The 24,066-nt window shown below is 62.7% G+C and carries 24 protein-coding genes and 1 pseudogene; 13 read left to right on the top strand and 12 right to left on the bottom strand.

The window, feature by feature from the left end; genetic code table 11:
• The 7 genes and pseudogenes from E5W70_RS16525 to E5W70_RS16495 form a co-directional block, all read left to right on the top strand.
• The coding region (locus tag E5W70_RS16525; RefSeq protein ID WP_292659790.1) for a BA14K family protein at positions 1 to 299 on the top strand (299 nt) is incomplete at its 5' end.
• A gap of 149 nt (positions 300 to 448) precedes the next feature.
• Positions 449 to 778, top strand: a complete 330-nt coding sequence (locus E5W70_RS16520) for a DUF2934 domain-containing protein (protein ID WP_292659788.1) — start codon at positions 449 to 451, stop codon at positions 776 to 778.
• 3 nt (positions 779 to 781) lie between these two features.
• The gene (locus E5W70_RS16515; RefSeq protein ID WP_127204769.1) at positions 782 to 931 is read left to right on the top strand and encodes a hypothetical protein; all 150 of its coding nucleotides are present in this window, start codon (positions 782 to 784) and stop codon (positions 929 to 931) included.
• Positions 932 to 1,218: 287 nt separating this feature from the next.
• Positions 1,219 to 1,290, top strand: a pseudogene (locus E5W70_RS16510) (BA14K family protein); the annotation flags it as partial.
• Between the two features lie 635 nt (positions 1,291 to 1,925).
• Positions 1,926 to 4,055 carry a hypothetical protein gene (locus E5W70_RS16505; protein ID WP_292659787.1) on the top strand — a complete coding sequence of 710 codons (2,130 nt, stop codon included), beginning with the start codon at positions 1,926 to 1,928 and terminating at the stop codon, positions 4,053 to 4,055.
• 487 nt (positions 4,056 to 4,542) lie between these two features.
• The gene (locus E5W70_RS16500) at positions 4,543 to 4,803 is read left to right on the top strand and encodes a hypothetical protein (protein ID WP_254819421.1); all 261 of its coding nucleotides are present in this window, start codon (positions 4,543 to 4,545) and stop codon (positions 4,801 to 4,803) included.
• 107 nt (positions 4,804 to 4,910) lie between these two features.
• On the top strand, positions 4,911 to 5,066 hold the full coding sequence (locus E5W70_RS16495) for a hypothetical protein (protein WP_292659783.1): 156 nt from the start codon (positions 4,911 to 4,913) through the stop codon (positions 5,064 to 5,066).
• Here E5W70_RS16495 and E5W70_RS16490 read toward each other — a convergent pair.
• The 6 genes from E5W70_RS16490 to E5W70_RS16465 form a co-directional block, all read right to left on the bottom strand.
• Complete coding sequence (locus tag E5W70_RS16490; RefSeq protein ID WP_292659781.1) at positions 5,063 to 5,767, bottom strand: SOS response-associated peptidase; 705 nt, start codon at positions 5,765 to 5,767, stop codon at positions 5,063 to 5,065. The genes E5W70_RS16495 and E5W70_RS16490 overlap by 4 nt on opposite strands.
• Before the next feature lie 112 nt (positions 5,768 to 5,879).
• Entirely contained in the window at positions 5,880 to 6,098 is a 219-nt protein-coding gene (locus E5W70_RS16485) for a hypothetical protein (RefSeq protein WP_292659780.1), read from the bottom strand.
• A 952-nt stretch (positions 6,099 to 7,050) separates the two neighbouring features.
• A complete protein-coding gene (locus tag E5W70_RS16480) occupies positions 7,051 to 8,838 on the bottom strand; it encodes an ABC transporter ATP-binding protein (RefSeq protein ID WP_292659797.1) in 1,788 nt (595 codons plus the stop codon).
• 6 nt (positions 8,839 to 8,844) lie between these two features.
• On the bottom strand, positions 8,845 to 9,816 hold the full coding sequence (locus tag E5W70_RS16475; RefSeq protein ID WP_292659795.1) for a glycosyltransferase: 972 nt from the start codon (positions 9,814 to 9,816) through the stop codon (positions 8,845 to 8,847).
• A gap of 63 nt (positions 9,817 to 9,879) precedes the next feature.
• Positions 9,880 to 10,983 (bottom strand): glycosyltransferase family A protein, encoded by a 1,104-nt coding sequence (locus E5W70_RS16470; protein ID WP_292659779.1) that lies wholly within the window; start codon positions 10,981 to 10,983, stop codon positions 9,880 to 9,882.
• A 2-nt stretch (positions 10,984 to 10,985) separates the two neighbouring features.
• A complete protein-coding gene (locus tag E5W70_RS16465; RefSeq protein ID WP_292659777.1) occupies positions 10,986 to 12,179 on the bottom strand; it encodes an acyltransferase in 1,194 nt (397 codons plus the stop codon).
• 253 nt (positions 12,180 to 12,432) lie between these two features.
• Between E5W70_RS16465 and E5W70_RS16460 the strand changes: the two genes are divergently transcribed.
• Positions 12,433 to 12,684, top strand: coding sequence for a hypothetical protein (locus tag E5W70_RS16460; protein WP_292659776.1), 252 nt, complete (start codon positions 12,433 to 12,435; stop codon positions 12,682 to 12,684).
• Between the two features lie 49 nt (positions 12,685 to 12,733).
• On the opposite strand, the gene E5W70_RS16455 is transcribed toward E5W70_RS16460, so the two are convergent.
• Positions 12,734 to 14,140, bottom strand: a complete 1,407-nt coding sequence (locus E5W70_RS16455) for an MFS transporter (RefSeq protein WP_292659793.1) — start codon at positions 14,138 to 14,140, stop codon at positions 12,734 to 12,736.
• A gap of 204 nt (positions 14,141 to 14,344) precedes the next feature.
• On the opposite strand from E5W70_RS16455, the gene E5W70_RS16450 reads away from it, so the two are divergent.
• A complete protein-coding gene (locus E5W70_RS16450; protein WP_292659774.1) occupies positions 14,345 to 15,247 on the top strand; it encodes a sigma-70 family RNA polymerase sigma factor in 903 nt (300 codons plus the stop codon).
• Positions 15,248 to 15,367: 120 nt separating this feature from the next.
• Here the strand turns inward: E5W70_RS16450 and E5W70_RS16445 are convergent, their stop codons facing one another.
• The gene (locus E5W70_RS16445; RefSeq protein ID WP_292659772.1) at positions 15,368 to 16,570 is read right to left on the bottom strand and encodes an MFS transporter; all 1,203 of its coding nucleotides are present in this window, start codon (positions 16,568 to 16,570) and stop codon (positions 15,368 to 15,370) included.
• A 217-nt stretch (positions 16,571 to 16,787) separates the two neighbouring features.
• Here E5W70_RS16445 and E5W70_RS16440 point away from each other — a divergent pair, with 217 nt between their 5' ends.
• A complete protein-coding gene (locus E5W70_RS16440; protein WP_292659771.1) occupies positions 16,788 to 17,207 on the top strand; it encodes a VOC family protein in 420 nt (139 codons plus the stop codon).
• 73 nt (positions 17,208 to 17,280) lie between these two features.
• Here E5W70_RS16440 and E5W70_RS16435 read toward each other — a convergent pair whose 3' ends face one another.
• Entirely contained in the window at positions 17,281 to 18,174 is an 894-nt protein-coding gene (locus E5W70_RS16435) for a LysR family transcriptional regulator (protein WP_292659769.1), read from the bottom strand.
• A gap of 96 nt (positions 18,175 to 18,270) precedes the next feature.
• Here E5W70_RS16435 and E5W70_RS16430 point away from each other — a divergent pair, with 96 nt between their 5' ends.
• Both E5W70_RS16430 and E5W70_RS16425 read left to right on the top strand, forming a co-directional pair.
• Positions 18,271 to 19,020, top strand: a complete 750-nt coding sequence (locus tag E5W70_RS16430; RefSeq protein ID WP_292659767.1) for a glucose 1-dehydrogenase — start codon at positions 18,271 to 18,273, stop codon at positions 19,018 to 19,020.
• Between the two features lie 149 nt (positions 19,021 to 19,169).
• Entirely contained in the window at positions 19,170 to 19,553 is a 384-nt protein-coding gene (locus E5W70_RS16425; protein ID WP_292659765.1) for an SgcJ/EcaC family oxidoreductase, read from the top strand.
• A 106-nt stretch (positions 19,554 to 19,659) separates the two neighbouring features.
• On the opposite strand, the gene E5W70_RS16420 is transcribed toward E5W70_RS16425, so the two are convergent.
• Positions 19,660 to 20,121 carry an Lrp/AsnC ligand binding domain-containing protein gene (locus tag E5W70_RS16420; protein ID WP_292659764.1) on the bottom strand — a complete coding sequence of 154 codons (462 nt, stop codon included), beginning with the start codon at positions 20,119 to 20,121 and terminating at the stop codon, positions 19,660 to 19,662.
• A gap of 152 nt (positions 20,122 to 20,273) precedes the next feature.
• On the opposite strand from E5W70_RS16420, the gene E5W70_RS16415 reads away from it, so the two are divergent.
• Positions 20,274 to 21,281 carry an ornithine cyclodeaminase family protein gene (locus E5W70_RS16415; protein WP_292659763.1) on the top strand — a complete coding sequence of 336 codons (1,008 nt, stop codon included), beginning with the start codon at positions 20,274 to 20,276 and terminating at the stop codon, positions 21,279 to 21,281.
• A gap of 80 nt (positions 21,282 to 21,361) precedes the next feature.
• Here E5W70_RS16415 and E5W70_RS16410 read toward each other — a convergent pair whose 3' ends face one another.
• Together E5W70_RS16410 and E5W70_RS16405 are read right to left on the bottom strand one after the other, a co-directional pair.
• The gene (locus E5W70_RS16410) at positions 21,362 to 22,294 is read right to left on the bottom strand and encodes a dimethylarginine dimethylaminohydrolase family protein (RefSeq protein ID WP_292659762.1); all 933 of its coding nucleotides are present in this window, start codon (positions 22,292 to 22,294) and stop codon (positions 21,362 to 21,364) included.
• Between the two features lie 35 nt (positions 22,295 to 22,329).
• Complete coding sequence (locus tag E5W70_RS16405; protein WP_292659791.1) at positions 22,330 to 23,922, bottom strand: amidohydrolase; 1,593 nt, start codon at positions 23,920 to 23,922, stop codon at positions 22,330 to 22,332.
• Positions 23,923 to 24,066: the final 144 nt, after the last annotated feature.

The raw sequence follows: 24,066 nt of genomic DNA, 5'->3' as shown, positions 1-24,066 counted from the left end.
ATGTCGAATGGTGCGCCAGCCGCTACCGCTCCTACCGGCCAGACGACAACCGCTACACATCCTACGGCGGCCAACAGCGCCCCTGCATCTCGCCCTATCTCGACATCACCGATGACGGCAGCTACGTCGAGGCGAGCGATACGTCGTCGGTGGAGGGCTACCCGCCATCGGATGAACCCGGCGCCGCCGAATTCTCATCCGACCACGTGCAATATTGCTTCAGCCGCTACCGGTCATATCGACCGGAGGACAATAGCTATCAGCCATATTCCGGCGGGCCGCGCCGGCAGTGCGAGTAGGCTGGCGCGCCGGATGGCGGGCTAGCGGGCCGAAGGACATGGTGCCTTGTGCGATCCCACCCTCGAGCGGCCAACCAACGATCACGCAAATTTTTTTGGATCGTTCGGATCGGCGCGGCGTTCATCCGACAGGCAAAGGAGGAATCAAGATGGGCGACGACCGGGACGACAAGATTCGTGAGCGCGCATACCAGATCTGGGAACGCGAAGGCGGGATCCATGGCGATCCCGAGCGGCACTGGCACCGGGCCGAGGCCGAGATCGACAGGGAGGCAGCCCTGCCGTTGACGGCAGGCGATGCCCTGCCGGAAACCCGCGAGGTCGCGAGCTCCGACGTCTTGACGGTGGAGGCCCTGGCGGTGCGCACCGGCATATCGGGCGAACAGGCGCAGGAACTGATCGATAGGCTGGGCAACGACCGAGCGGCGATCGAGCAAGCCGCGCGCAATCTCAAGGGGAAGCAGCGGCTCGGGGAGTGACAGATGATCAGAAAGCTCAAAGACGGAAAATACCGCCTCTATTCGCGCAAGAAGGACGAAAAGACCGGCAAGCGCCGCAATCTCGGGACGTTTGACAGCCGCGAGGCTGCGGAGAAGCACGAACGCGAGGTGCAGTACTTCAAGAGGCATTGAGGCGGCGTGCCGTCGCTTGCCAGACAGCCGCGCCGGATGCCTGACGGAGCCTGAATTCCACCCCGCAACAAGCCGTCGCGAAGCCACTACCGCTCCTACAGGCCAAGCGACGACCACTACACATCCTACAGCTGCGAGCAGCGCTGCTGCATCTCGCCCTATTCCGATGCCGGCGCTGCCGAGCGCACCGCACAGCCTCCCGACGATGGCGCCAGTTATGTCGAGGCGCGCGACACGTTGCCGATGGATGGCTACGTTCCGTCGCAGGAAGCCGGCGCCGCCTGGCTTCCGACCACGTGCAATATTGCTTCAGCCGCTACCGCTCCTATCGGCCGGAAGACAACAGCTATCAGCTTTAGTCCGGCGGCCCGCGCAGGCAGTGCGAGTAGGCGGGGCGGGGGGCGTCCTGCGCGCGCCTGTCGGGCATCTGCGAACTATGTGCGGGAACTGACGCGAGCGGACGGGCAAGACGCGGCAGGGCCGAGAGGGTAAGGGGCGAGTTGCCTCGTGGCGGTGACAGACTGCCTTTGCCCCCTAAACGGTCATATGCACAGTGCCGCAGCCGTGTAGCTTGGCTCTGATCCGTTAAGCGTCGTCGTGGACCAAAATCTGACGACCTGATAGGCGTCACGCCTAGCTATTTCGCGAGAGCAATGATGCGATTCTCCGGTTCGGTCAGTCTACGCCCTGTGCGCGCTGCATTCCTGGTGCCTCCCGACGACCTCGCCCTTGTAGCGCGCGCGGCACAACTCTCGGCTTGTTTGTGGGGCGGCCGATACAACCCCATTATTCCATTTTTCGAAACCGGCGGTCAGCGTTGGACTCGTCGCCACCTTGTCAAAAATGGCTTGGACGTAGCCCGCGGCTATGTTGATTTTTTCGAGCCCGACACGTTGATCGAGGCAACCCCTGGCATGGCCGAAAAGCTCGGTTGGCGGGGCGAGCACTATGGCCTGGGCCTGCCGCGCACGATCCCATTGAAAGAGTTCTACGAATGGATTATCGCGGAAAAGTCCAATTTGCCGCTGGCGTTGACATCGCCGAGACTATGCAGGAGCTCTATGATACTGAGTATAAGTACGAGCGGCGGCACAAACACTCTTTCGCCGACATCGAACAGACTCCTGGAAACGCATTCTTCGATGTTGTTGGAGGGCGATATCCGACAGATGGGCCTCTCGCCTACATCCCCGAAGGATACAGGGAGATATTTTCTCCCGAGAAGCTAGCGGCCTCCGCGGATACCGCGAAGAAATTTCTCAAAGAAGGTTATGCTGGCGCATTGTGGGTCTCGCGCCATGGCCTGAATGAGTCGCTCGGCAGAGGCTTTTCCGATGAGACATTCTGCGTGTTCGACCCTACAGATGCCGGCGACGTCATCGACTTGTGGAACTTTCGCCTCGTCGAACGGCGCCTTACACCTATCAGCATGGGGTGGTTCGCCGAGCATTCGGAATTCGTACGCGAGCGCATCTTGGCGATCCATCGTCCTATACCTGGGAATTCTTCCGGGACGAAGTTCCACTCAAGCGAGCTGTTCGGCGCCTCGATCCCGGATGAGGCGCGCGTCGAACTTACGCGCACCCACTTGTCAGATTTGCCGGATCGCTCGTTTTTTTCTGGTCGGCCCCCGCTGCTTTGGGAAAGCGTCGCGAGAGGGCGCGACCGTCGGGAAGCAAAGATCATTGCAACAGGCAAGTCGATTTCCTTTGACGAGGAACTGGGCTCCGAACGCTATCTCAAGTTGCCTGCGCCAACTCCCAGCTTTCTCAACGCAACGCGCCGCTACACAAAAGGGCGTTGGGTCAACCTTGTCGTAGCTGACGAGCTACATCAGCGCGCCGACCCGGCAATTGTCTATCCTTCCAACCTTTGGTCCCCCGAGTACCCGCGATTGGGGAGCGGTAGAGACTTGCGCATTGGAAGGGAGGGGTGGGCACTGCAGCAAGAGCACGAAATCGGTTATTCACTGCTAGAGCCGCAGGAGGGCCGCGCCGCGATCATCGGCTGGCTGAAAACCCAGGGTATAGAGGCAACGCCCTCTGAAGAGGGACAGGTCGCCTCGAGGGTGATCGCGACCGCCGATACGCTTCTTGCCTGCGGCATGTTCGCGGACCGAAAGACGCTTCAACTTCTGAATGAGATGGCGGAGAGCCATACGGAAGTCCACCGCAACGGCAAGAAAACCGTCAAATCCGTGCCGGATCGTTCGAAACATTATCAAGAGGTTCGTCGCCATTTCGAGGAACGTTCAAAGCGGTCATTTGGCTTTTGGAACAACCTAGATTACTTCCTCAATCGATCAGTCTTTCGTGCCGGCCTGCGGGTGCAATGTCCGATTTGCGCCTACTACAATTGGTTTGCGCTCGACGCCCTGGGTTACAAACCAACCTGTTCGCGCTGTCTCAATCAGTTTGAATTTTCACAGGCACCTCAGGACTTGCATCGCCTTGAATGGTATTATCGGCTTACTGGTCCTTTCGCGGCCCCAGACTACGCTCGCGGTGGCTATGCAGTCGCCCTTACTCTGCGCAGCCTTGCACCACAGCACGATACGAACATTACATGGGCAACCGGGCTCCGCCTCGCTCCGCTCGGGTGCGAGATTGATTTCGTTGCTTGGCACCGCCCAACCAGGATGGGTAGGGACGAACGCGACGAGCCTATCTTGGTCTTGGGTGAGGCCAAGAGCTTCGGAGTCGGCAGCATCAACGACGAGACGATCCACTCTTTGAAAAAGGTCGCCGAGTCGTTTCCCGGAGCCGTGCTTGTAGTGTCCACCCTGCGTGAGATCGATGAGTATAGCTTGGCCGAGATTGCTCGATTACGACACCTTGCCCTATGGGGCCGCCGGAAAACCCATCAAGCCGGGCCCATCAATCCCCTAGTTGTCCTGACGGGTACGGAACTGTTCGCGCGGCATGGCATTGCGGATGCTTGGAAACAGGTCGATGGAAAGGAGATGCATCCTTCCGTTGGTCTCGATGATCTTCATACCCTTGCAGACCTAACGCAGCACCGATACCTTGGGCTGCAGTCCTACTGGGATCGGCGCGATAGGAGCGACGTGCCGGAGCATATGGGTCGACTATTGGCCGCAATTCGGGGCAGATGGCGCGAATAAGAGATTTGCGACTCGCCAAGGCCGTGCTCAAACCCACAATCAGTCATTCAGTGATTATGCGCAGCGTACGCAACTAACGTCTGTGCATGAATTGCTGGCAAAGCAGGCCCCAGCCCTCGGTGGCACCGAAGCCGTCCAACGAGCCTTCACCTCCTGGACATTGGCAGATGCACTCTTACCGCGTGGCCCGGCGCCGGCTATCGACGGCATCCAGCCGCTCCTGCAAATGCCCGTTCAGCACGATTCCTTGAGCGCCTTCACCGCATCGCCCTTGTGCTGGGCGATGAACTGGTCGGCGATCGCTTGGAGAGCAGCCTCCTGGCGGCTGTCCAGCGTCACGATGTGGTCCATGGCGATGCCTCCGATCGTTCCTGTTGAAATTGAACAAAACGGGAACAAAAATGTCAAGGGCGAATTGACTCCGCGAGGAATGCCTTCCTATTTGTCAGTAGGCGGGGCGGTTGCTCACAAATCGAGGAGAGCCGCGATGGGCAGACGAAAAAGCCGGTTCGACAGGCTGTCGGCGAGGGATGCGGAGGCGATCATCAGGGACGCTTTGAGCCTGCGCCGGACGGTGCTGTCGTCGCAGCTGCATCTGAAGGCGCATGGCGAGCTGTTCTGGCAGCTTTGCGGGCTTGTCGAGAAATTGCACGAGGTGCTGGCCAGCGTCGCGGAGAAGGAGCCCGATTATCGGATGGCGGAGCTTGGCCTGCTTCCGCTCCCCGAGGATTACTCGACCCGGAAATAACCCATGGCCGGGCCGATGGACAGCGTTGGGCGTGCCGCCAAGGCCAACATGCTGCTATCGTGGAATGCGGCCATTGCTACCATGTCGGACGGTTCAGGGCCAATGACGTGGCCCAGGTGGTGGGCTGGAACAAACCGCTGGAAGCGATCAGGTTCAGGTGCAAGCGATGCAGCCGCAAGGACACGACGGTGAAGACGCAGTTCATCGACCAGGATCATCCGCCCAAGGGCTACATCTGGGTGCTGCAGAAATTCAAGCGCTAAAACAATGAGCCTTGCGCCGGCGCCTGCTGCGGAAACTTGATCTGTGTCGCCGGCTTGTCGACAATCACCAGCGCGTCATCGGGCGCCGTGCGCTGCAGGTGTCTTGCCTCCGACCATGGCGCGGTCAGCCAGGTCTCGGTTTCTTCCGGCGTGGTCAGGATCACCGGCATTGCCTTGTCGTGGATCGGCGCGATCAGCGCGTTGGGCCTGGTCGTCATGAAGCCATAGACCTGGTGATCGGCGGGGCCGTCCTTGACCTTGCGAGTGCCCTGCCAATGCGTCCACAGGCCGGCGAAGAAGAACAGCGGGCGGTCCTCGCCGAGTGCAAACCAGTAGTTGCGCTGAATGCCGGTCTCCGGGTCCTTGTCGCCGGGCGTCGGACTGGGCTCGGCAAAGCTGGTGACGGGCACCACGCAGCGGTTCTCGATGCCGAGATATTGCTGCCAATGGCCGTATTGCGGATTGCGGATGTTGGTGGTGCCGTAGTCGGCCTTGCCCTTCACCCGCTCCAGTGGCGTCGGCATGCCCCACAGCAGATTGGCCAGTTCCCGTTCGCCGTCCAGCGCATTGCGCACCACCGGGCCGGGCTGGTTGGGATATATGTCGATGGAGGGTTCGAGATTGCCGAGGATGTCACGCAGGGCGCGTGTCCACTGGCGGATGGCCTGCTGGCTGGTCGTGATATTGTAAAGATTGCACATTTCAGGCCGTTCCCGGATGCTTAGGCATCTTGTTGGAAACGGGCCGGAATTTCCAGCGCTGTCCGTTGGGTTGCTGACACGGCAGGCCGTGTCAGCAATGGTTTTGTGAGACCTACCGCGCCGATTGTCTCATAGCCTGTGCGGCTACCGCCGCCAGAAATGCCCTCGCCGCGGCATCGCAGGCCGCTCGAGACGGGCCTTTGGCGAAAAGAAGAAGCTCGGCGGCTCGAATGTTGAGCCCGTGCTTCCTTGCGAATGTAGCTAGATCGTAAGGCTTGTTGTCGTAAGGTTCGTCGTCGTAGTCGATCGTCAGATCGTAGTTTTCTTTCATTTTCTTCCTCCCTTTAGCGATCTCCCCCCTCCTGTCGCTAACGCAAAATTAACGTCGATGGCGGCGGGCGAGTCCACCAATCAGAGATTGTGTAAAAAACGTACGAGCTCGGATGCTCGCCCTTGCAACGGGGCGCGAGCGATCGCGCGGACCGGACCGGTCGAAAGAGCCGATTATGATGGCAACGTTGGAAAAGGCTGCCATGGCCTGGTGCTACGGGGAGTGTCCGCGACGCCTAGCGTGCCTTGGCCGTCGTTTTCGTCTTCCAGGCCTGGTCCGCCAAGCCGGCCTCGTTGGTTCAGCTAAAGAATAAATCCGGCTAATAACACCGTAAGGAGCAGTGACAGCGGAACGGCCGCAAGACACCAGATCTCCAACGTGTTGTTTTGCAGCGGGTCCATCGTCAGCCTCACTTTTTGGTTCGTCATTGTGACACTAACGGTTGGTCGGAGGTAGGGGTTCCAAGCGACGCTGTTCATAGAGCGCTGCCTGTGCGGTATATTAGCAACAGCTTGACGACCGCTGAGCCCCTACCGCTTGGACAACTTCACTTGGCGCCGGTGGATGCGTATTCCACAGGAATGCAAGCGCCCCTCCGCAGCAGCCGTGCGGCGATCGATCGCCGCCCCTGATCAGCGCCGAACCGGTCATGCCGGAACCAATAACTGCGTCGACCCTCCGGCCGGAGTTTCGCTACCACCGAGCCGATCCGATGTTCACTCCAGCCAGCGATGCCCGTTTACAGGGACCTAAGTCTGACCTGCCTGCGCAATGGTCTTGTGTACGGCCGGCGTCGGGAACAACTGCGCCGGTCTTCAGTTGATGGCGTCACCTCCTCGAGGAGACATCGGCGCAGAATCAGGCCCTTCATGCGCTGATTAGGGTCTGCCTGCCATTGCTGGATTTGGCAGGCGGACCCTTGGTTCTGTACGCTCCAGATCGGATCGAGGCCTCAGCCTTCGAGCGCCTCGTGCTGGTAAAGCTCGTCCATGCTGAGCGTCGCAAGTGCGGCGAACGGCGCCTGCTTCTTCACACGGCCGTGGCTCAGGATCACGACGTCGTCGCAGAACGAGATAGTGCTGCGATGATGGCTGATGACGATGGTGGTGCGGCGGCCGGCCCGCGACTTCAGCGTCTCGACGATCGCCGCTTCCGACAGGCCGTCCACCGCATTGGTGGCTTCGTCGAGGATGAGGATATCGGGATCACGCACCAGGGCCCTGGCCAGCGCGATCCGCTGCCGCTGTCCCGCCGAGAGATTGACGCCGCGGTAGCCGACGACGGTTCTGTAGCCCTGCGGCAGCTGCTCGATGAAGCCATGCGCTTCGGCCAGTTTTGCCGCGCGCTCGGCGTCATCGGCCGAGGCCGCGTCCTGGCCGTAGATGATGTTGTCGAAAATCGTGCCGTCGACCAGTTCCAGCTCCTGGCTGGCGAGCGCGATGTGCTTTCGCCATTGGCTGGGGTCGATCCGGTCGAGAGGCGATCCATCGACGAGGATCCTGCCGCTATCCGGTTCGACGAAGCGGCACAGGAGATTGACGATCGTCGTCTTGCCGGCGCCCGAGCGGCCGATCAGCGCGGTCGAGCGGCCGCTGCGGAGGTCGAAACTCGCCGCATGCAGCACCACCGCGCGCTGTTCCGAACCAGAATAGGTAAAGGTGACGTCCTCGAACTTGATGCCTTGGCCGAGCCCCGGGAACGCTGCGCTGCCTTGCGGCGGCGCGGGCTTGTCGGATGGGTCCAGCATCCACGTCACCTCTTCAAGCGACCCGCTCAGGCCCTGCAGCTGGCTCCAGGCCATTTGCAGCGACCGCATGTAGGGCTGCAGCCGGTAGAGCAGGATGACGAAGGCGACGATCAGCGGGAAGCTGACATTGGCGAACCAGGCGCCGATCACCACCGCCAGGAAGAGCATGGCGTGCAGAACCTCGGTCAGCGGCGGCAACGCTCCCTGGCGCGTTAAAAGCACGAAGGCGGCGCGGCGCACCGCATCCGATGCCTGGTCGAATGCCGCCTTCTCGCGTTGCTCCTGGCCGAAGATGCGGATCAGCCGTCCGGCATGCACCAGATGCAGCATCTGCGATGCCAGCTGGCTGTTGCGGGAGGCGACGCTGCGGCTCGGCGCCTTCAGATTGGCCGACAGCATGGCATGCGCGACCTGCACCAGCGCCAGGCCTAGCGTGACCAGCAACGTCATCTGCCACGACAGGAGCAGCAGGAAGGTCAGGAGGATGATCGCGGCCGATGCGTTGACGATTACCCCCAGCGTGATCTGGATGGCATCCGAGGCCCGCCAGGATTCGTTGGAGATGATGTTGAGCAGCCGTCCAGGGCTTTGCTGCAGGAAGAACGGGTAGCCTACCCTAAGCAGCTGCTCCGACAGCGCGCTGCGGATCGAATGGCTGGCCTTGCCGTAGATGAAGGTGGTCAGCAGCGTGTTGGCGTAGGCGAACAGATTCTTCAGAACGATCGAGCCGAGGATGGCGACCGATATGACGATCAGCCGGTCGCGCTCGCTCAGGCTCGCTCCGACATGCTGGAAGACGGCAGAAAAACCGGCCATGCCGGTCTGCCCTTGCCCCATGATTACGTTCAGCAACGGAATGATCAGGCCGATGCCGAAGCCTTCAAGGGCGGCGCTGAGCAGCCCAAGCACCACCACGGCCGGAAGCAGGCGCAACTGCTTTTGCCCGAGCGCGCGGCGCAGCATCGGCAGGCTGGGCGGCATCAGTCGCATGATAGCGGATCACCTCGCCTCGGCATTTGCCTGTTGCTCCTGTCGCACTTCCGTTGTCTTTGGCGATTTCGCCAGCAAAAGCACCGCGAACTTGGCCGCGCCGAGCAGATTCATGCCGATGATCGGCCAGTGCGACAGCTTGAGTTCGCGGTCGAACAGCGGGCCTTTCCTCAGTTCGCGTAAGGCCGCCCTCATAGACCAGTAGAAATGGCGAAGCAGCCACGGCGCGTACCGGATATGTTTCAGGCAAAGCCCGCCATTGCCCATGCTGTAGTCGCGATGCAGCTTTTCGATGGCTTTGCGGTCGCGTCGGCCGTGATGGTGATAGATGGTCATATCGGGCACATATTCGACCGGAATGCCGAGCAGCACCGCCCGCACCAGATAGTCCGTATCCTCGGCGGAGCGCAGCGGGCCGCCGGCGCCGAAGCGTTCGTCGAAACGCCCGATGCGGGCGGCGACATCGCGGTGCATCGTCATGTTGCAGCCGAGTACGAAGCCGCCGGGATGGACATCCGGCGTAAGCCGCGCGCGCAGCGGCGACCGCTTGATGGTGAACGGCAGGTCGCGGGGATCGCCGATCTCGACGCGGCCACCGCGGATGACCCGTTCGCCGGCCGCATAGTGCCGCTGCAGATCGCGCAGATAATCCTTGTGGACCGCGCAATCATCATCGACGAAGACCAGCACGCGGCCCCGCGCCCGCTCCAGCCCGGCGTTGCGCGCGGCCGCCAATCCGGGTCGCGGCTCGCAAATGGCGGTGAACGGAATGTCCGAAAGTTCGGCGATGCTGGCCAGCCGTTTGGCCGTGCTGTCGGTCGAGCCGTTGTCGACAACCACCAGCTCGGCGGCAAAGTCGGCATGGGCACGACACGCAGCCTGGATCGAGCTGATACAGGGCTCGAGTACGGCGACACGGTCGCGTGTGCAGACGATGAAGCTGACCGCCGGCGCCGGTCCTTGCTGCGGCCGCGGCGACATGGCCGCCGGCATCATCGAGCGGCCGCGCTGCTGGAGCTGGTGCGATTTGACGAACATGCGTTGCTAGCTCAACTCAGGGGAAGGCAAAACCGCCGCGGCCGGCACGGATTGCAGATAACGCGACAGGGCATCCACCTGCCTGGTGACCGACATCGAGACGAGACTGAAGCGCGGCGCGAAGGCACCGGTGCGAAACACGTATTGCTCGCGGCGCCGAATGAGCTTCCATTTCGCGGTCTGTGTCAGGAATTCGTGCATCAGCAGCGGCTGTCTTTCCCCCGATATCAGCTGATAGAGGAAATAGAACAGGTTCAGCGTGCCAGCCTGGTAGCTCGGCCTCGTCTCGGCCGGCAGGGCGGCAATCCTTTCTTCCAGCGCAAGGATCCATTCGGCGGCACGGCGGACCGTGCCCATCGACAGGACGTCACCGATTTCGTGGAGGCCTTGCGTCTCTTGTGCGAGCCCTTCGCGCTCGAGGTTCTCGGCGACGATCTTCAAATGCGTCCTGCGCATTTCGCGCTTGTGCCTGTTGGTCACGCTCTCGTCATGGATACGATAGGCGATCAGGCTTTCGGGGATCATGGCTGCCGGGTAACGGTCGGTCAGCCGCCTGAACAGGTCGAAATCCTCGGCATGCTTGTAGCTCGTGTCATAATATAGAACGTCTTCTTCTATGACATTCCTGTTGTATACCACCGTGGAGTGCATGAAGATCGTGAAGAACATCGACAATATCCGCAGGCTGTTATCCTGGAATATCGGATCGGGCGCCCCCCTGACGACGCGGTTGCCGAGCAAGGTGTCGAAGCCTGCACCGCACAGCGCAAGGTCAGGCTGCTGGTTAAACAGCGCGACCTGTCGCGACAGGCGCCGGGGATAGGCGATGTCGTCGGCATCCATCCTGGCGACCAGATCGCCGCGGGCCACGGCCAAGCCTTCATTGAGCGTTGCGATCAGGCCACGGTTTTCGCGTGAGATGATCGAGATGCGGCTGTCGGCCTGGCGATATTTCTGCAGGATCTGCAGCGAGTTGTCGGTCGAGCCGTCATTGATGGCGATGACCTCCACACGCTCGTAATCCTGCCGCAGGACGCTGCCCAGCGCAGCGGCGAGGTAAGGTCCCGCATTGTAGATCGGCAGCAGAACTGACACCAAGGGAGCAGCCATGATCAGCTCCGATCGGTTCGGTGCAGCTTGCGAGGCAAGCGTGATGCGCCATCGAGCGGTCTGCCCTGATATGCTCCCGCCGCGACCCATCCGGCATTGCCGGCGTCGATGCCTGCCGGGATGGCGCCGCGGCCCTTTCGAGCAACATAGGGGAAGTGGCGTTTGAGGCTATTGAGCGGCTTCTCGAAAAGCAGCCACGAGACCGAGGCCAGCATGAGCGTCGCCGTCCCCGCCACCAGGAACCGTCCCGGCCCTTGTTCCGAGACGTTGAGCGGGATCCAGGGCTGCGACTTGACGACCAACGCCAGCACTATCGGATGGTAGAGATAGACGCCGTAGCTGATGCGGCCAAGGCCAAGCAGCGGTGGCAGTTCGAGACCTTTTCCGATATTGCCGCCAACGCCTGTCGAACAGCTTGCAACGATGACCACCAGCGGCACGAGAGGCAGGATCTGCAACAGCAGCCAGAGGCCCCATTCCTGCACCGGATTTGCCGGCGCCGGCGCAAACCACTGCAGAACGAAAAACGCCACCGCGAGCCCCGGCCAGCCACCTCGAAGCCATTGCGGCAAGCCAGCAGCTCTTGACCGGTAAGCGGCAAGCAGAGCGCCTGACGCCAATGCGTCCATGGACGCCGGCGGCAGCAGGTCGCGCGCCAAACCGGGCGTTCCAGCGATCGGCCAATAAAAGCGATAGGCCAGCGACAGCACGATGACGCCGATGCAGATCGATTCCAGGCGCCGGCGCGGCGCCAGCAGGACGATCAGCGGCCAGACGATATAGAACTGCTCCTCGATGCTCAGGCTCCAGAAATGGCAGAGCAGCCAGGGCGTCCATTCATTCTGCGCTGCGTACCAGAAATTCGACAGATAGAGCGCATGCCAGACCAGCGAACCCCTCGACTGCTCCAGGTCCACCAGCCAGACGAAACCAAGCACGGCGAAATAGGGCGGGAATATCCGCAGCGCCCGCCTGACATAGAAGGATTTCAGCGCCGGTCCGGTTTCGAATTCGGCGGCCGCTCTGGCTTCCAGCAGCAGGCGGGTGATCAGAAAGCCGCTCAGCACGAAGAACAGCCGCACACCGATCTGGCCCCAAAACGAGGACCCGGCCGCCGCGAAGAAGTGGGAGTACAGCACCATCGTCACGGCGATGGCCCTCAGCGCGTCCAATTGGGTGTCGCGCGCATTTCCCATTAGCGGCGTATGCCGGCGGGACGGCGAAACTGCCAATCGATCAACATGGCGTCGTCGTTCACGGCGCATTTCCAATCGGAAGCGCCCCCCTCACGCAGAATAGGTCCACCATTGTGCAACGCAACACAAATAGTTGACACATTTGAAACAGGAACGTGAGGCGTGGCTAATAGAGGCTCAGAAACTGCAGGAAACAGCCTGAATTGTCCATTTCTGACGATTTTGGCGCCCCTACCTTGGCCTGCCGATATCAGTGTCGAATGTGCTGCGATGCAGCAAGCTTGCCGTCATCACGGAACGCGTGAAGCTCATCCGTTCGATCGCCGCCAGCGGCACCGGCGTCATCCTCGTCACACACGATCTCTCCACGGTGCGGGCGCTGGCCGAAAGGATCGTGGTTCTCAGCCTTGGACGCGTGGCCTATGACGGATCCGCCAGGCACCTTAGCGCCGACCAGTTGTGGAGCCTCATGGCGAGCGGCACCCTCGCATCCGCCGGCAAGTAGATGACGTGTTGAAGCGGGACCCGCTTCGCGCAAGCTTCCCGCCTCCGAGTTACGCCTCCTTGCTCGCGTTCGCGAGCGCCACTGTGCGACGCTCCGGGAGACCCATTCCGACGAGCGCGCCGGCGAGCGAGAGCAGAGCGGAGACGTCGATTGCCGAGGTGAAACCATCGCTGAAGGCATCGGTGGACGCGAAGCTTCCAGTCCCGGCGAACACCGCACCGGCGATCGCGATCCCGGACACGCCGCCCAGAAAGCGGAATGTGTTGAATGTGCCGGCGGCCTTGCCGACTTCCGGCCGCGCGACCGCATTGAGGACCGCATTCTGCGCGGCAGGCATGGCCATCGACACGCCGGCACCGGTAATGATCAGTGGCGCGACTAGCTGGATATAAGGCAGATCAGGTGCTGCGATCTGCGCCAGCCAAGCCATTCCAGCTGCTTGCAGGGTCAATCCGGCCACAACAAGCCAGCGCTCGCCGACGCGGTTGATCAGGCTGCCGGCGATCGGTGCAACTACAAAAAGCGTGGCGGTCCAGGGCAGCAATCCCATGCCGGCGCCGAGCGGCCCACGGCTCTGAGAAAACTGCAGAAACTGCGGCAACAGGAATACGAGGCCGTACATGGCGGCGCAGAGCAGGAAGTTCGCCCCTACGCCCGAGGAGAATGCGCGCGCCCGAAAAAACCGCAAAGGCAGCATGGGCTCACGGGTACGCAACTGCCAAACGACGAATGCGATGGCGAGAAACAGCCCGGCCGTCAGCGCCGACAGCACTTCAGAGCTGCTCCAGCCCACGATGTTGCCGCGCATCAGACCCCAGACCACTCCAAATGCCGCCGCAGTTACCAGCACGACGCCGAGGACATCGATTGCCGTGCCCGGCCCGTGGCTCTCCGGAATCCGACGCATCACCAGCGGCATGAGAACGATGCCGACCGGGACATTGAGCCAGAAGATCCAGTGCCAGGAGAGGCCTTCGGAGATCGCACCGCCCGCCATCGGGCCGATGATCAGGGCCAGGCCGGTGATGCTGCTGAAGATACCCAGCGCCTTGCCTCGTTCCTCCGGCGGGAAAGCGACGCTCAGCAGCGCCATGGCCAGCGGCATGACCATTGCAGCGCCCGCGCCCTGAACCGCACGGGCCGCAATCAGCAATCCGGCATTTCCGGCGAGCGCGCACGCAACCGACGCTGCGACGAACAGCGCCAATCCGGCGATGAAGATGCGGCGTCGGCCGAACCTGTCACCGAGCGCCGCCCCGGTCATGAGCAGGACGGCAAAACTCAAATTGTAGGCGTTCATCGTCCATTGCAGCGTCTCCAGCGAGGCATCGAGTTCGACCCGCATCGTACTCAATGCGGTCGCCACGACCATCGCATCGAGAACGACCATCAAGGAGCCTATCGACGTGAGGGCGAGAACCCAGGCCTTCGTTGATCCTGCATTTTGCTTGCTCATGATTATGATGCCTCCGGCTTGAACAGAGGGCCCGCCAGTCTCGCGGGCCCGTGATCCAGTGACGCGGAGGCACCACCAAAGGATTCCAGCCAAAGAAAGTTTTTTCGACCGAATCCTTTTGCCATCGTCGAGCGTCTATAGGACGCTGCGCCCGATGGCGGGCGCCTCTGCCTGGGAGATACGCATGAAATCGACCCTTGTGCGATGACCGGATCCGCAATCGGCACGCCAGAAGGACGGGAGCCATTTGACCGGCTGCTCGGCGAATTGCGGCCGAAACTGCACCGTTATTGCGCCCGCATGACCGGTTCAGTGATCGATGCCGAGGATGTCGTCCAGGAAGCTACGGTGAAGGCGCTCGAGGCGTTCCCCGGGACCGGGCCGATAGCCAATGTCGAGGGCTGGCTGTTTCGCATCGCGCACAATACAGCGCTCGACCACCTGCGCCGTCGCGCCAGGGTGGATGCCGCGCATGCCGTCGAGGATATCGACACGATACCTGACCCCGGCATGTCGGCCGAGGGTCGGCACACTGCAGCCGCAAGCCTGCAGACCTTCATGCGCCTGCCCGCCGCGCAGCGTAGCAGCGTCATCCTCATGGATGTGCTCGGCTATACGATCGAAGAAATCGGCAACATTATCGACAGCAGCGTTCCGGCGGTGAAGGCCGCGCTTCATCGCGGCCGTCTGCGCCTGCGCGAGGTCGCCGGCGAGCCTGACGATAGGCCCGTGCCGTTGTTGGCCGAGCCCGAGCGGGCGCGTCTGGCAGCCTATGTAGAGCGGTTCAACGCCCGCGACTTCGATATGATCCGCGACATGCTGGCCGAGGACGTGCGGCTTGACCTCGTCAACCGGCTCCGGGCGAGCGGCCGCACGAAAGTGGGCCGGTACTTCCACAATTACGCGGGTATCCACGATTGGCGGCTGTTTCCAGGCTTGGTCGATCGGCGCCCAGCCATCCTGGTGATCGATCCGGACGACCCAGCCGGAGGACCAAGATACTTTATCCTGCTGGAATGGGCGGACGACAGATTGGCAAGAATTCGCGATTTCCGCTATGCGCGCTACACGCTTGACGGCGCCGAGGTGGTGGCCCTGCAAGCTTAGCAATTCTCTTTTCAGAATATCGAACCGAGCACTGGCCAGACCGCTCCCGCGAAACGCGCGAGCTATTTTGGATCGCGGCCGCTTGCCATCCAAGCGGCCGCCCTTTTCCGTCGATCCTGCTTAGGCCGGCTGCAACTCCCTGCGCGGCAGCGGCGGGAAGGCGATCGCAATCGCCATTGCGCCAAGCCCGACAAGGGCCGAGCCGATGAACAACCAGGAATAACTGGCATAGGCATCGAACACCATGCCGCCGGCGAGCGGGCCGAAAGCCATGCCGAGGCTGGACAGCATGGTTACGGCACCGAACACCGTTCCGAGGATGCGCTGGCCGAAATATTCGCGCGCCAGCACCGCGTAGAGCGGCATGACGCCGCCATAGGTGGCGCCGAAGATGACAGCGAGCGTGTAGAATTGACCAAGCTCGCTGACCGCCAGATAGGCTGCGATGACCACGGCCTGTATGGCCAGCCCGGTGATCAGCACCAGTTTGACGCCCAGCCGATCGGCAAGCACGCCGTAAAGCAGCCGGCCACCCAGCCCTGCCAGGCCCTCGATGCTGTAGATGCTGACCGCCGCCATCGGCGCTATGCCGCACAGCATGGCATAGCTCACCATATGGAAGATCGGCCCCGAATGCGCTGCGCAGCAGGCAAAGAAGGTCAGTCCCAACACGATGAATTGAGGCGAGCGCAGCGCCTGCGGAACCGTCATGCCGGCGCCCTCGGCGGCAACGCTTGGGGCAGCGCCGTCGGCAGCGGGCTTGGGCGGTTGGCGCACAAGAAGCGCGGCCGGCAGTAGCAGCACCCACGCCGTTATGCCGATATCGAACATCGCGGTACGCCAGTCGTAGGCCGAAATCAGCCAGCGGGCGAAGGGCGAGATGGTCATTGGCGCCACGCCCATGCCGGCCGAGACCAGCGAGACGGCGAGGCTGCGGTTCGTGTCGAACCAGGCGGATGTGAGCGCGATCATCGGCGCGAAGAAGGCGCTTGCCGCGAGGCCGACGAGCACGCCGTAGGCCAACTGGAAAACGAGCAGCGAACCGGTGCGGCTGGCCAGGACCAGCGCCAGGCCGAGCAGCACGGCGCCGGTCATGACGACGATGCGGGCGCCGAAGCGGTCGTAAATGGCGCCCCAGGCGAAGCCGCCGAGGCCCATTACCAGGAAGTTCAGCGTCATCGCGCTCGATATGCCGGCGCGCGACCATTGTGTGTCGAGCGCCATCGGTTCGAGGAAGATCGCCAGCGAGAACATCGCCCCGAGGGCGACACAGGTCATCAGCGCGCCAGCCGCGACGATAACCCAACGATAGGGAAGGCTCATTTCAATTTTCTCCCATGCCGGAAGCGTTGATACGGCACGACCGTTTCGAGCTTCGCCGAGCCGCTTGCATCCGAAGGACGTTGGACAACTTTTGAATCCGACAATCCGGTTGCATTTTTTATCCAGTCAGGAAATTGCGCCGCTCAATTGTTCCATTCCATTGACCGTGCATCGTCCTGAGCTAGATTTCCAGCCTGGCGATCAGGAGCTATCGGGCATGGAACTTCATCGCGGCCGTCTCATCGACCACATCCAGTTGGTGGTCAGGGATCTTCCGGCCAGCCGGCGCTTTTACGAGGCGGTTCTCAACGTGCTCGGCGTACCGATCGGTGGCGCCGGCAATGATTATTTCTGGGCCGACGAGCTGTTCATCTCCAGCCCCGACAGCCCGGCAGCCCAGGGAAAGCTGACCGGCCGCCATCATCTAGCCTTCCAGGCAAAGGACCGTGCGATAGTCGATGCCTTCTACAAGGCCGGGCTTGAGGCCGGCGGCACCGACAATGGTGCGCCGGGCGAGCGATCCTACCATCCCGGCTATTACGCCGCCTTCCTGCTCGACCCCGACGGCAACAATATCGAGGCCGTCCACCACGGCCCAGCGAACCGCAGTGCCGATTCGGTGAAGATCACGTTCTGATGATCGGGTGATGGGGGCAAGAATCTTGCTTGCGACGGCGTCGGATCGGCTGCGGAGGTCATTCCGCCCCGCCCTATCGCGTCAGTGCCGCCATCTGGCCCGCCAGGAAATCGACGAACAGCCGCGCCCGGACCGGTAGCTGCCGCCCGTAGGCATGGACGATGTGCACCGGCATGGTTGGCATCGCCACCTCGGGCAGGATGCGGACCAGGCGGCCCGTGTCGAGATCGTCTTGTACGGCGAACCGCATCAGATGCGCGATGCCGGCACCGGCAAGTGCTGCATTGCGGATGGCGCCGCCGTCGTCGGTGTCTAACCGGCCAACCGGCACGATCACCGTACCGTCGGCAAACATGACCGGATAAGGCCGGCCGGCCATCTGGTAGCAGACGAATTCGTGGTTCCGTAAATCCTCGACCGATGCCGGACGGCCGCGCCGCTCGACATAGACCGGTGAGGCCACCAGCACGATCGGCAGGTTGGCGATCTTGCGGGCGATGAGCCCGGTGTCTGAGAGCGGCCCCATGCGCACAGCAACGTCATAGCCTTCGCGGATCAGATCGGCGTGGCGATCGGTGACGCTGAGCTCGACTTTCACTTCGCCATGCTGGGCAAGGAACGCTTGCGCCCATGCCGCGATCAGGCCGCGACCGAGTTCGACCGGCGCTGTGACGCGCAGCAGCCCACGCGCCGTATCGGCCATCTGGACGATGTCTTCGGCATCGTCCAGCGCCCTGAGCAGCGGCGCCACCCGCTCGTAATAGGCGAGGCCTTCGCTGGTGAGCCCGAGCCGACGCGTCGAGCGCTGGATCAGCCTGACGCCGAGCCGGCGCTCGAGCCGCGCCACGCTTTTCGACACCGCCGACGGGCTGGAGCCGACCAGCCGGCTGGCGGCATGGAACGAGCCGGCATCGACGGTTCGGACGAAGGCGACGAGACCGGCGGTCTTTTCGAGGATGGTGGTCATTCCGGAATTCCAGGCACGAAAGAATGGTTCATGATGATCCTAATACGCTTTTTGATCATCATTAAATACCGCTCATCGTCGACAAAGGAGAGATTGATGAGCAAGCTGAACGGCAAGGTCGCCATCGTCACCGGCGCGTCCAAGGGTATCGGCGCCGCCATTGCCAAGGGTCTTGCCACGGCCGGTGCCGCGGTGGTCGTCAACTACGCCTCGTCACGGGAAGGCGCCGACCGCGTCGTCGCCGAGATCGAGAACCGTGGCGGCCGCGCCGTCGCCGTCCAGGGCGACGTGTCGCGAGCGGCCGACGTGCGCCGCCTGTTCGAGGCGGCAAAATCGGCGTTTGGCGGGCTCGATATACTGGTCAACAATGCCGGCGTCTTCGCATTCGAGCCGCTGGAAGCGGTGACCGAGGCCGAGTTTCATCGTGAGTTCGACACCAATGTGTTGGGCATCATTCTGACCACGCAAGAAGCAGTGAGCCATATTGGCCCGGGCGGCGGCAGCATCATCAACATAAGCTCGGTCGCCAGCCGCAATCCGCAGCCGAATTCGCTCGTCTACGCCGCCACCAAGGGTGCGGTGGACACGATCACGCTGTCGATGTCGCGGGAGCTCGGCGCCCGCAACATCCGCGTCAACGCCATCGCGCCCGGCGGCGTCGATACCGAAGGCCTCGCGCGCATCGGCATCGTCGGCAGCGAATTCGAGAAGCAGATTATTGCCATGACACCGCTCGGCCGCTTCGGCCTGCCCGACGACGTCGCCCGCGTCGCGGTGTTCCTCGCCTCCGACGAAGCGTCATGGCTGACCGGCGAGCGCATCACCGCCTCGGGCGGCTGGCGGTAGCATGGACGCGCGAACCTGCCGTTTCGCGGACCATGCCCCACGCCGCGCGACGCACTGCAATCGATGACGAGAGCGATCCAGGCCCTATGTTGCGGCGAGGAGGAGCGCCGCGCGCTATCGATGACGGCGCAATGCCAGGGAGGTAACGGATGACGGGCGACGAAAAAGCAATCCGAAAGCTGGTCGGGACGTGGATGGATGCCAGCAAGCGTGGAGACATTGCGACCGTCCTCAGCTTGATGACGGACGACGCGATCTTCATGGTTCCCGGCAGGGAACCCTTCGACAAGGAGATCTTCGCGGCAGCCGCGCAGGAGACGGCCGGCGTTCATATCGACGGCACGAGCGATATCGTGGAACTACAGCTTCTCGGCAATTGGGCCTTTATCCGCAGCCGCATCGACATGACCGCGACCCCGCCGAATGGCGAGCCGGTCCATCGATCGGGATATGCGCTGACGCTCCTGCGCAAGGAGGCAGACGGTGAGTGGCGGCTGGCCCGCGATGCGAACCTGCTGACTGCGCAAGGCTAGAGCCGGTCTCCGGCATCTCTGCACCGGAAGGCGCGCCAGGGGGAGCGATAAGGTGGCGAAGATGCGTTCAAGGTCGCCCTGAACAGCATTCCCCTCCTCCATCTGATCACACCGGCAAGAGGGCGTTCGGCTTGACATCGGCGATGGAGGCGAAAGTGTGCGTTTCGCGCACGCCGGGCAGAGGCAGGATGACCCGCTGCAGGAAATCCTGGAACACCGCCATTTCAGCGATCCGCGCCTTGACCAGATAATCGAAACCGCCAACCACCATATGGCACTCCAGAACCTCCGGAGCTTTCGCCACGGCTTCGGCGAAGCGGTCAAAGACATGCGGCGCCGTGTGGTCAAGCCTGACCTCGATGAACACCAGCGTTCCCCTGCCGACCTTGCGCGGATCGAGCATAGCCCTGACCGCTGTGATGAACCCGTCGCGGAACAGGCGCTTCACCCGCTGGCTGGTTCCGGTCGGCGACAGCCCGACACGCCCGGCAAGATCAAGCGTCATCCGGCGCCCATCCTCCTGCAGCAGCCGGAGCAGGCTGCGGTCTATCTGGTCGAGGTCGTCCATTTCACAATCCACTCTATCTCAGGGATATGTGTGCTGATTTCACGCAGAGATGCCACGTATTTCATCACATAAAACCTCGCAATAGCCTGCGCTTCCCTCACCCACTCAAAGCAGATGTGGTGAGCCGATTTCGACGAACACAGGAGTGCAGGATGACCAAGGAAGCGTTCAGCCCAGCCGGCAAGAGTGCGGCGGAAATCAGCAAGGGAGCGACCGAGATCCTGGTGCTGAGCGAAGCCGACGTGATGGCGTGCATCGACCTCAGCCAGCTTCTCGATGTTCTGGAAGACGGCTTCAAGGCGCTGTCACAAGGTAAGGTCGTCAATCCACCCCGACCACAGCTCGACGTCCCCGGAGCCGGCTATAGCCTCGCCATGCCGGCCTGGATGGAGGACATGAACCTGACCGTCAAGATCGTCAATGTCTTCGAAGGCAACCTGGCCAAGAACCTGCCCAGCCATCTCGCCACCATCAGTCTGTGCGATCCGCTGTCCGGCCTGCCGGTCTGCATCATGGACGGCACCTTCATAACCGCGGTGCGAACCTCCGGCTCCGCCGTGCTGTCGGTGCGCGCGCTTGCCCGCCGGGATGCCAGGATAGCGACAGTGATCGGCGCCGGCGTGCAGGCCAACCAGCACCTGCATCTGTTGCCGCTGGTGCGCGACTTTGCCGAAATCCGGATCGTTTCGAAGAGCTTCGATGATGCGGCAGCGCTTGCCCGGCTGCATCCGTCGGTGGTGGCGGTCGCCGACCTCGAGGCGGCAGTGCGCAGTTCCGACGTGGTGTGCCTGGCGACCCACTCCTACCAGCCGGTGATCGACGCAGGCTGGGTTCAGCCGGGCACGCATGTCTCGTCGGTCGGGGTGGCGCCGCCTGGCGGAGAAATGCCGATCGAGCTCATCGGCAAATCCAGTCTTTTTGTCGAAACCAAGGATGCGTTCAAACCGACCCCGGTCGGTTCTTGCGAGCTTGCCGGCTTCGACCCGGATTTCGGCACCGAGCTTGGCGCCATGCTGCTCGACCGCGCGCCGGGTCGCGTTTCGAATCAACAGATCACCACCTACAAGGCGATGGGCATTGCGATGGAAGACATGGTCGCCGCCGACCTCGCCTATCGTTGCGCCAAGCGTCTGCGCAAGGGAAAGCTCATCGTGCTGTAGGCGCGCGCCGCGAGCCAGGCGGGATCGACGTTGCTGACAATGGCGCTTTCGTGGGAGCGCTGGGGCTAAAGGCCGGCCCCTCAGGCCGGCTCGCGCTTCAATGCCTGCGCCATGCAGTGAATGCCGCCGCCGGTCTTCGAAATTTCGCTCATGTCGATGGCCGCCACCTCGAAGCCGCGCGCCTTGAGCTGGCCGATCAATGTCTGGCTCGAGGTCGGCGCGATCACCCTGTCCTTGCCCAGCGACATGAAGTTGCAGCCGAGCGCCATCGTGTCCTGGAACGGCACGTCGATGATCTCGTGGCCCTTGCCCTTCAGCCAGTCGACGATGCCCGGCTCCGTACAGGCAAGGCAGACGGCGGTCAGCTTTTCGGCGATCGGCACCACCATCAGGTCGATATGCACGTAATACTCGTCGATGAAGGCGATGCGGGTCTCCCAGCCCTCCTTGTCGAACCAGGCCTGCACCTGGCGCGCGCCCTCCTCCTGCGTGCGGGCGCCGCCGCAGCCGATCAGCACCACGCCGTCCTCGATGACATTGAAGTCGCCGCCCTCGAACGTGCCGGCGGTGACCATGTCGTAGATCGGGATGCCGAGCTTCTCATAGGTGCGGATCGCCGCATAGTTCTCGCCGCGCCGCCACCACTGGGCCATGGCGGTGATGATGGCGCCGTAGGGCGTCATGACGCTGGAATCGCGCGAATAGACCTGCATCGGCAGCTCCGGCGTCGGCTCGTGCCAGTGGATGTTGACGCCGAAATGCTCATAGGCGGCGGCCAGGTCCTTGTGCTGCGCCTGCGCGATCTGGACGTTGCAAGGCGCCTCGCGCAGATGTTTTCGCGACAGCGAGCTGGTCGAAAGATGGCGTAGGAAATTCGGCGAGCCGAGCAGCACGTCGGTCAGCACATCGGTCTCGTTGGCAAAGCCCCAGGCGGTCAGCGGCTTAGTGCCGCCGGCCGGGTTGCGGCGCTGCAGCGAAAACGGCTCGGCGACGATGCGGTCGTGGACGGTCATGGGGTTCTCCTCGTGAAGGGGGCGGCCTTGGTTGATCATGCGGCTTGGTTGCTTGGTATCCACCAATCCCGTCCGCGCGGGGTGGTGACATATTCCGGCCAGCGAAATCCAATCGGCGGCTCGTAGTCGCAGAGCGGCGCAATCCAGCTCGTGCCGCCGATCCCCCCGCCGGTGCGGGCGACGAATTCGTCCATCGCCGCGTCGCGCGCGGCCTCGTCTTCCAACAGGCGAAGTGCCGCGAGCGCGACCGTCTTTGCCGCGCAGATGACCATCGGGTCGATGGTCGCGGGAATGCCGCCCAGCGCGTTCATCGCCCAGGCCGGATAGGCGTGACCATTCTCCGAGCGCAGTGCCGGCCGGGCGACGTAGAACCGCGCCGTCGGCGCATGCCACGACATGTCGGTGTAATCGTCGGAGGTGGAATTGAGCTGCGATGGCGGCAGATCGAGGCGAAGCAGCGCCTCGGCCGCCTGCGGCGCAATCAGCCGCTCCAGTTCGTCAATGAATGGTTCCTCGGTCGCCTCGGCGCCGGCATTGACCTGGATTTCGCGGGCGATCGCCTTGGCCGTCTCGTCCCAGCGCGGCGGCCCGACCGCCGCCAGCGCGGCGAAGGCAATGCCGGCCATGACGTGATTGGCCAGCCCCGGCCGCGACTTCGACACCCAGTGCCGCTCATGGCGGCAGCCGCTCATCTTGGCGGCGGCCTCCGCATTGCGGTCGAGCAAGGCTGTCACCTGCTCGGCCATGGCAAGCGTCGGCACGCGGATCATGTACTGGATCTCGGCCAGCCCGGCCGGCAGATTGTCGGCGGTCGCCTGCCCGGCGGTCAGGATCGCCTCGCTGATCGACCAGCCGCCCTGATGCGGCAGCATGGAATCGCGCAGCGCCTTGGACGCCATGTACATCATCATGAGCGCGTCGTTGGCGCCGGGCGCACGCACCGCCGAATGCGCCTGCGGGATGGGCGCTGCGGTGCCGGCCGCCCTCGCCCAATGTTCCGGCTCGTCGCAGATGAAGCGGTAGATCATCGCATAGGCCGCCCCGCAATGCGTGTCCCAGCGCGCCGTATTGCACAGCGGCAGCATGTAAAAAGGATGGAACGAGATCATGCCCGCCAGCCCATCGTAATAGCCCTTCGCGGCATGGATCGGCTTCGATCCCCTCACCTTCTCCGCCGGCTCGCCGGTGAAGCGCAGCGTACCTGATATGCCGTGGCACTGCATCGCCGCCTTGGTCGCCAGCAGCCCGGCAAGGCTGGCAATGCCGAGCCCGGAATGCGGATCGGTGTGGCCGCCGGCCTGTTCGCCGAGGCCCGGACGCGGGCGCTTTACGGTCGCCGCATCCTGGCAATTGCCCGGCACCGCGTCGTATTCGGCATACAAGCCGATCGTCGGGCCGGCACCGTTTGTCCAATGGGCGCAGAAGGCCGTTGGCATACCGCCGGAGCCTTCCTCGACCGAAAACCCTTCGTGTTTCAGATGCTCGACATACCAGGCGGCCGACTGGTATTCGCGCCAGGCGGTCTCGCCGAAATCGAAGATGGTCCGCGTCCACGCCGACAGCGACGGCTGGATGTCGTCCAGACAGGCAAGCGCGGTCGCTTGCGCCGAGGTCACCGGTTTCTCCATGGCGGAAAGAAAGCAGTGAAGCGCCCCGCCAAAAAGTGATATGTTTTCCCGGCTCATGCAAATTCGGTTCACCTCTTGCGAATTCCCTCCACTCAAGCGCTGCGCGCCCTCGACAGTTTTGCCCGCCATGGCAGCGTCTGGCGC

Source organism: Mesorhizobium sp. (assembly GCF_005063415.1).
Lineage (GTDB): Bacteria > Pseudomonadota > Alphaproteobacteria > Rhizobiales > Rhizobiaceae > Mesorhizobium.
This window is presented reverse-complemented; position numbering and strand designations above follow the sequence as displayed.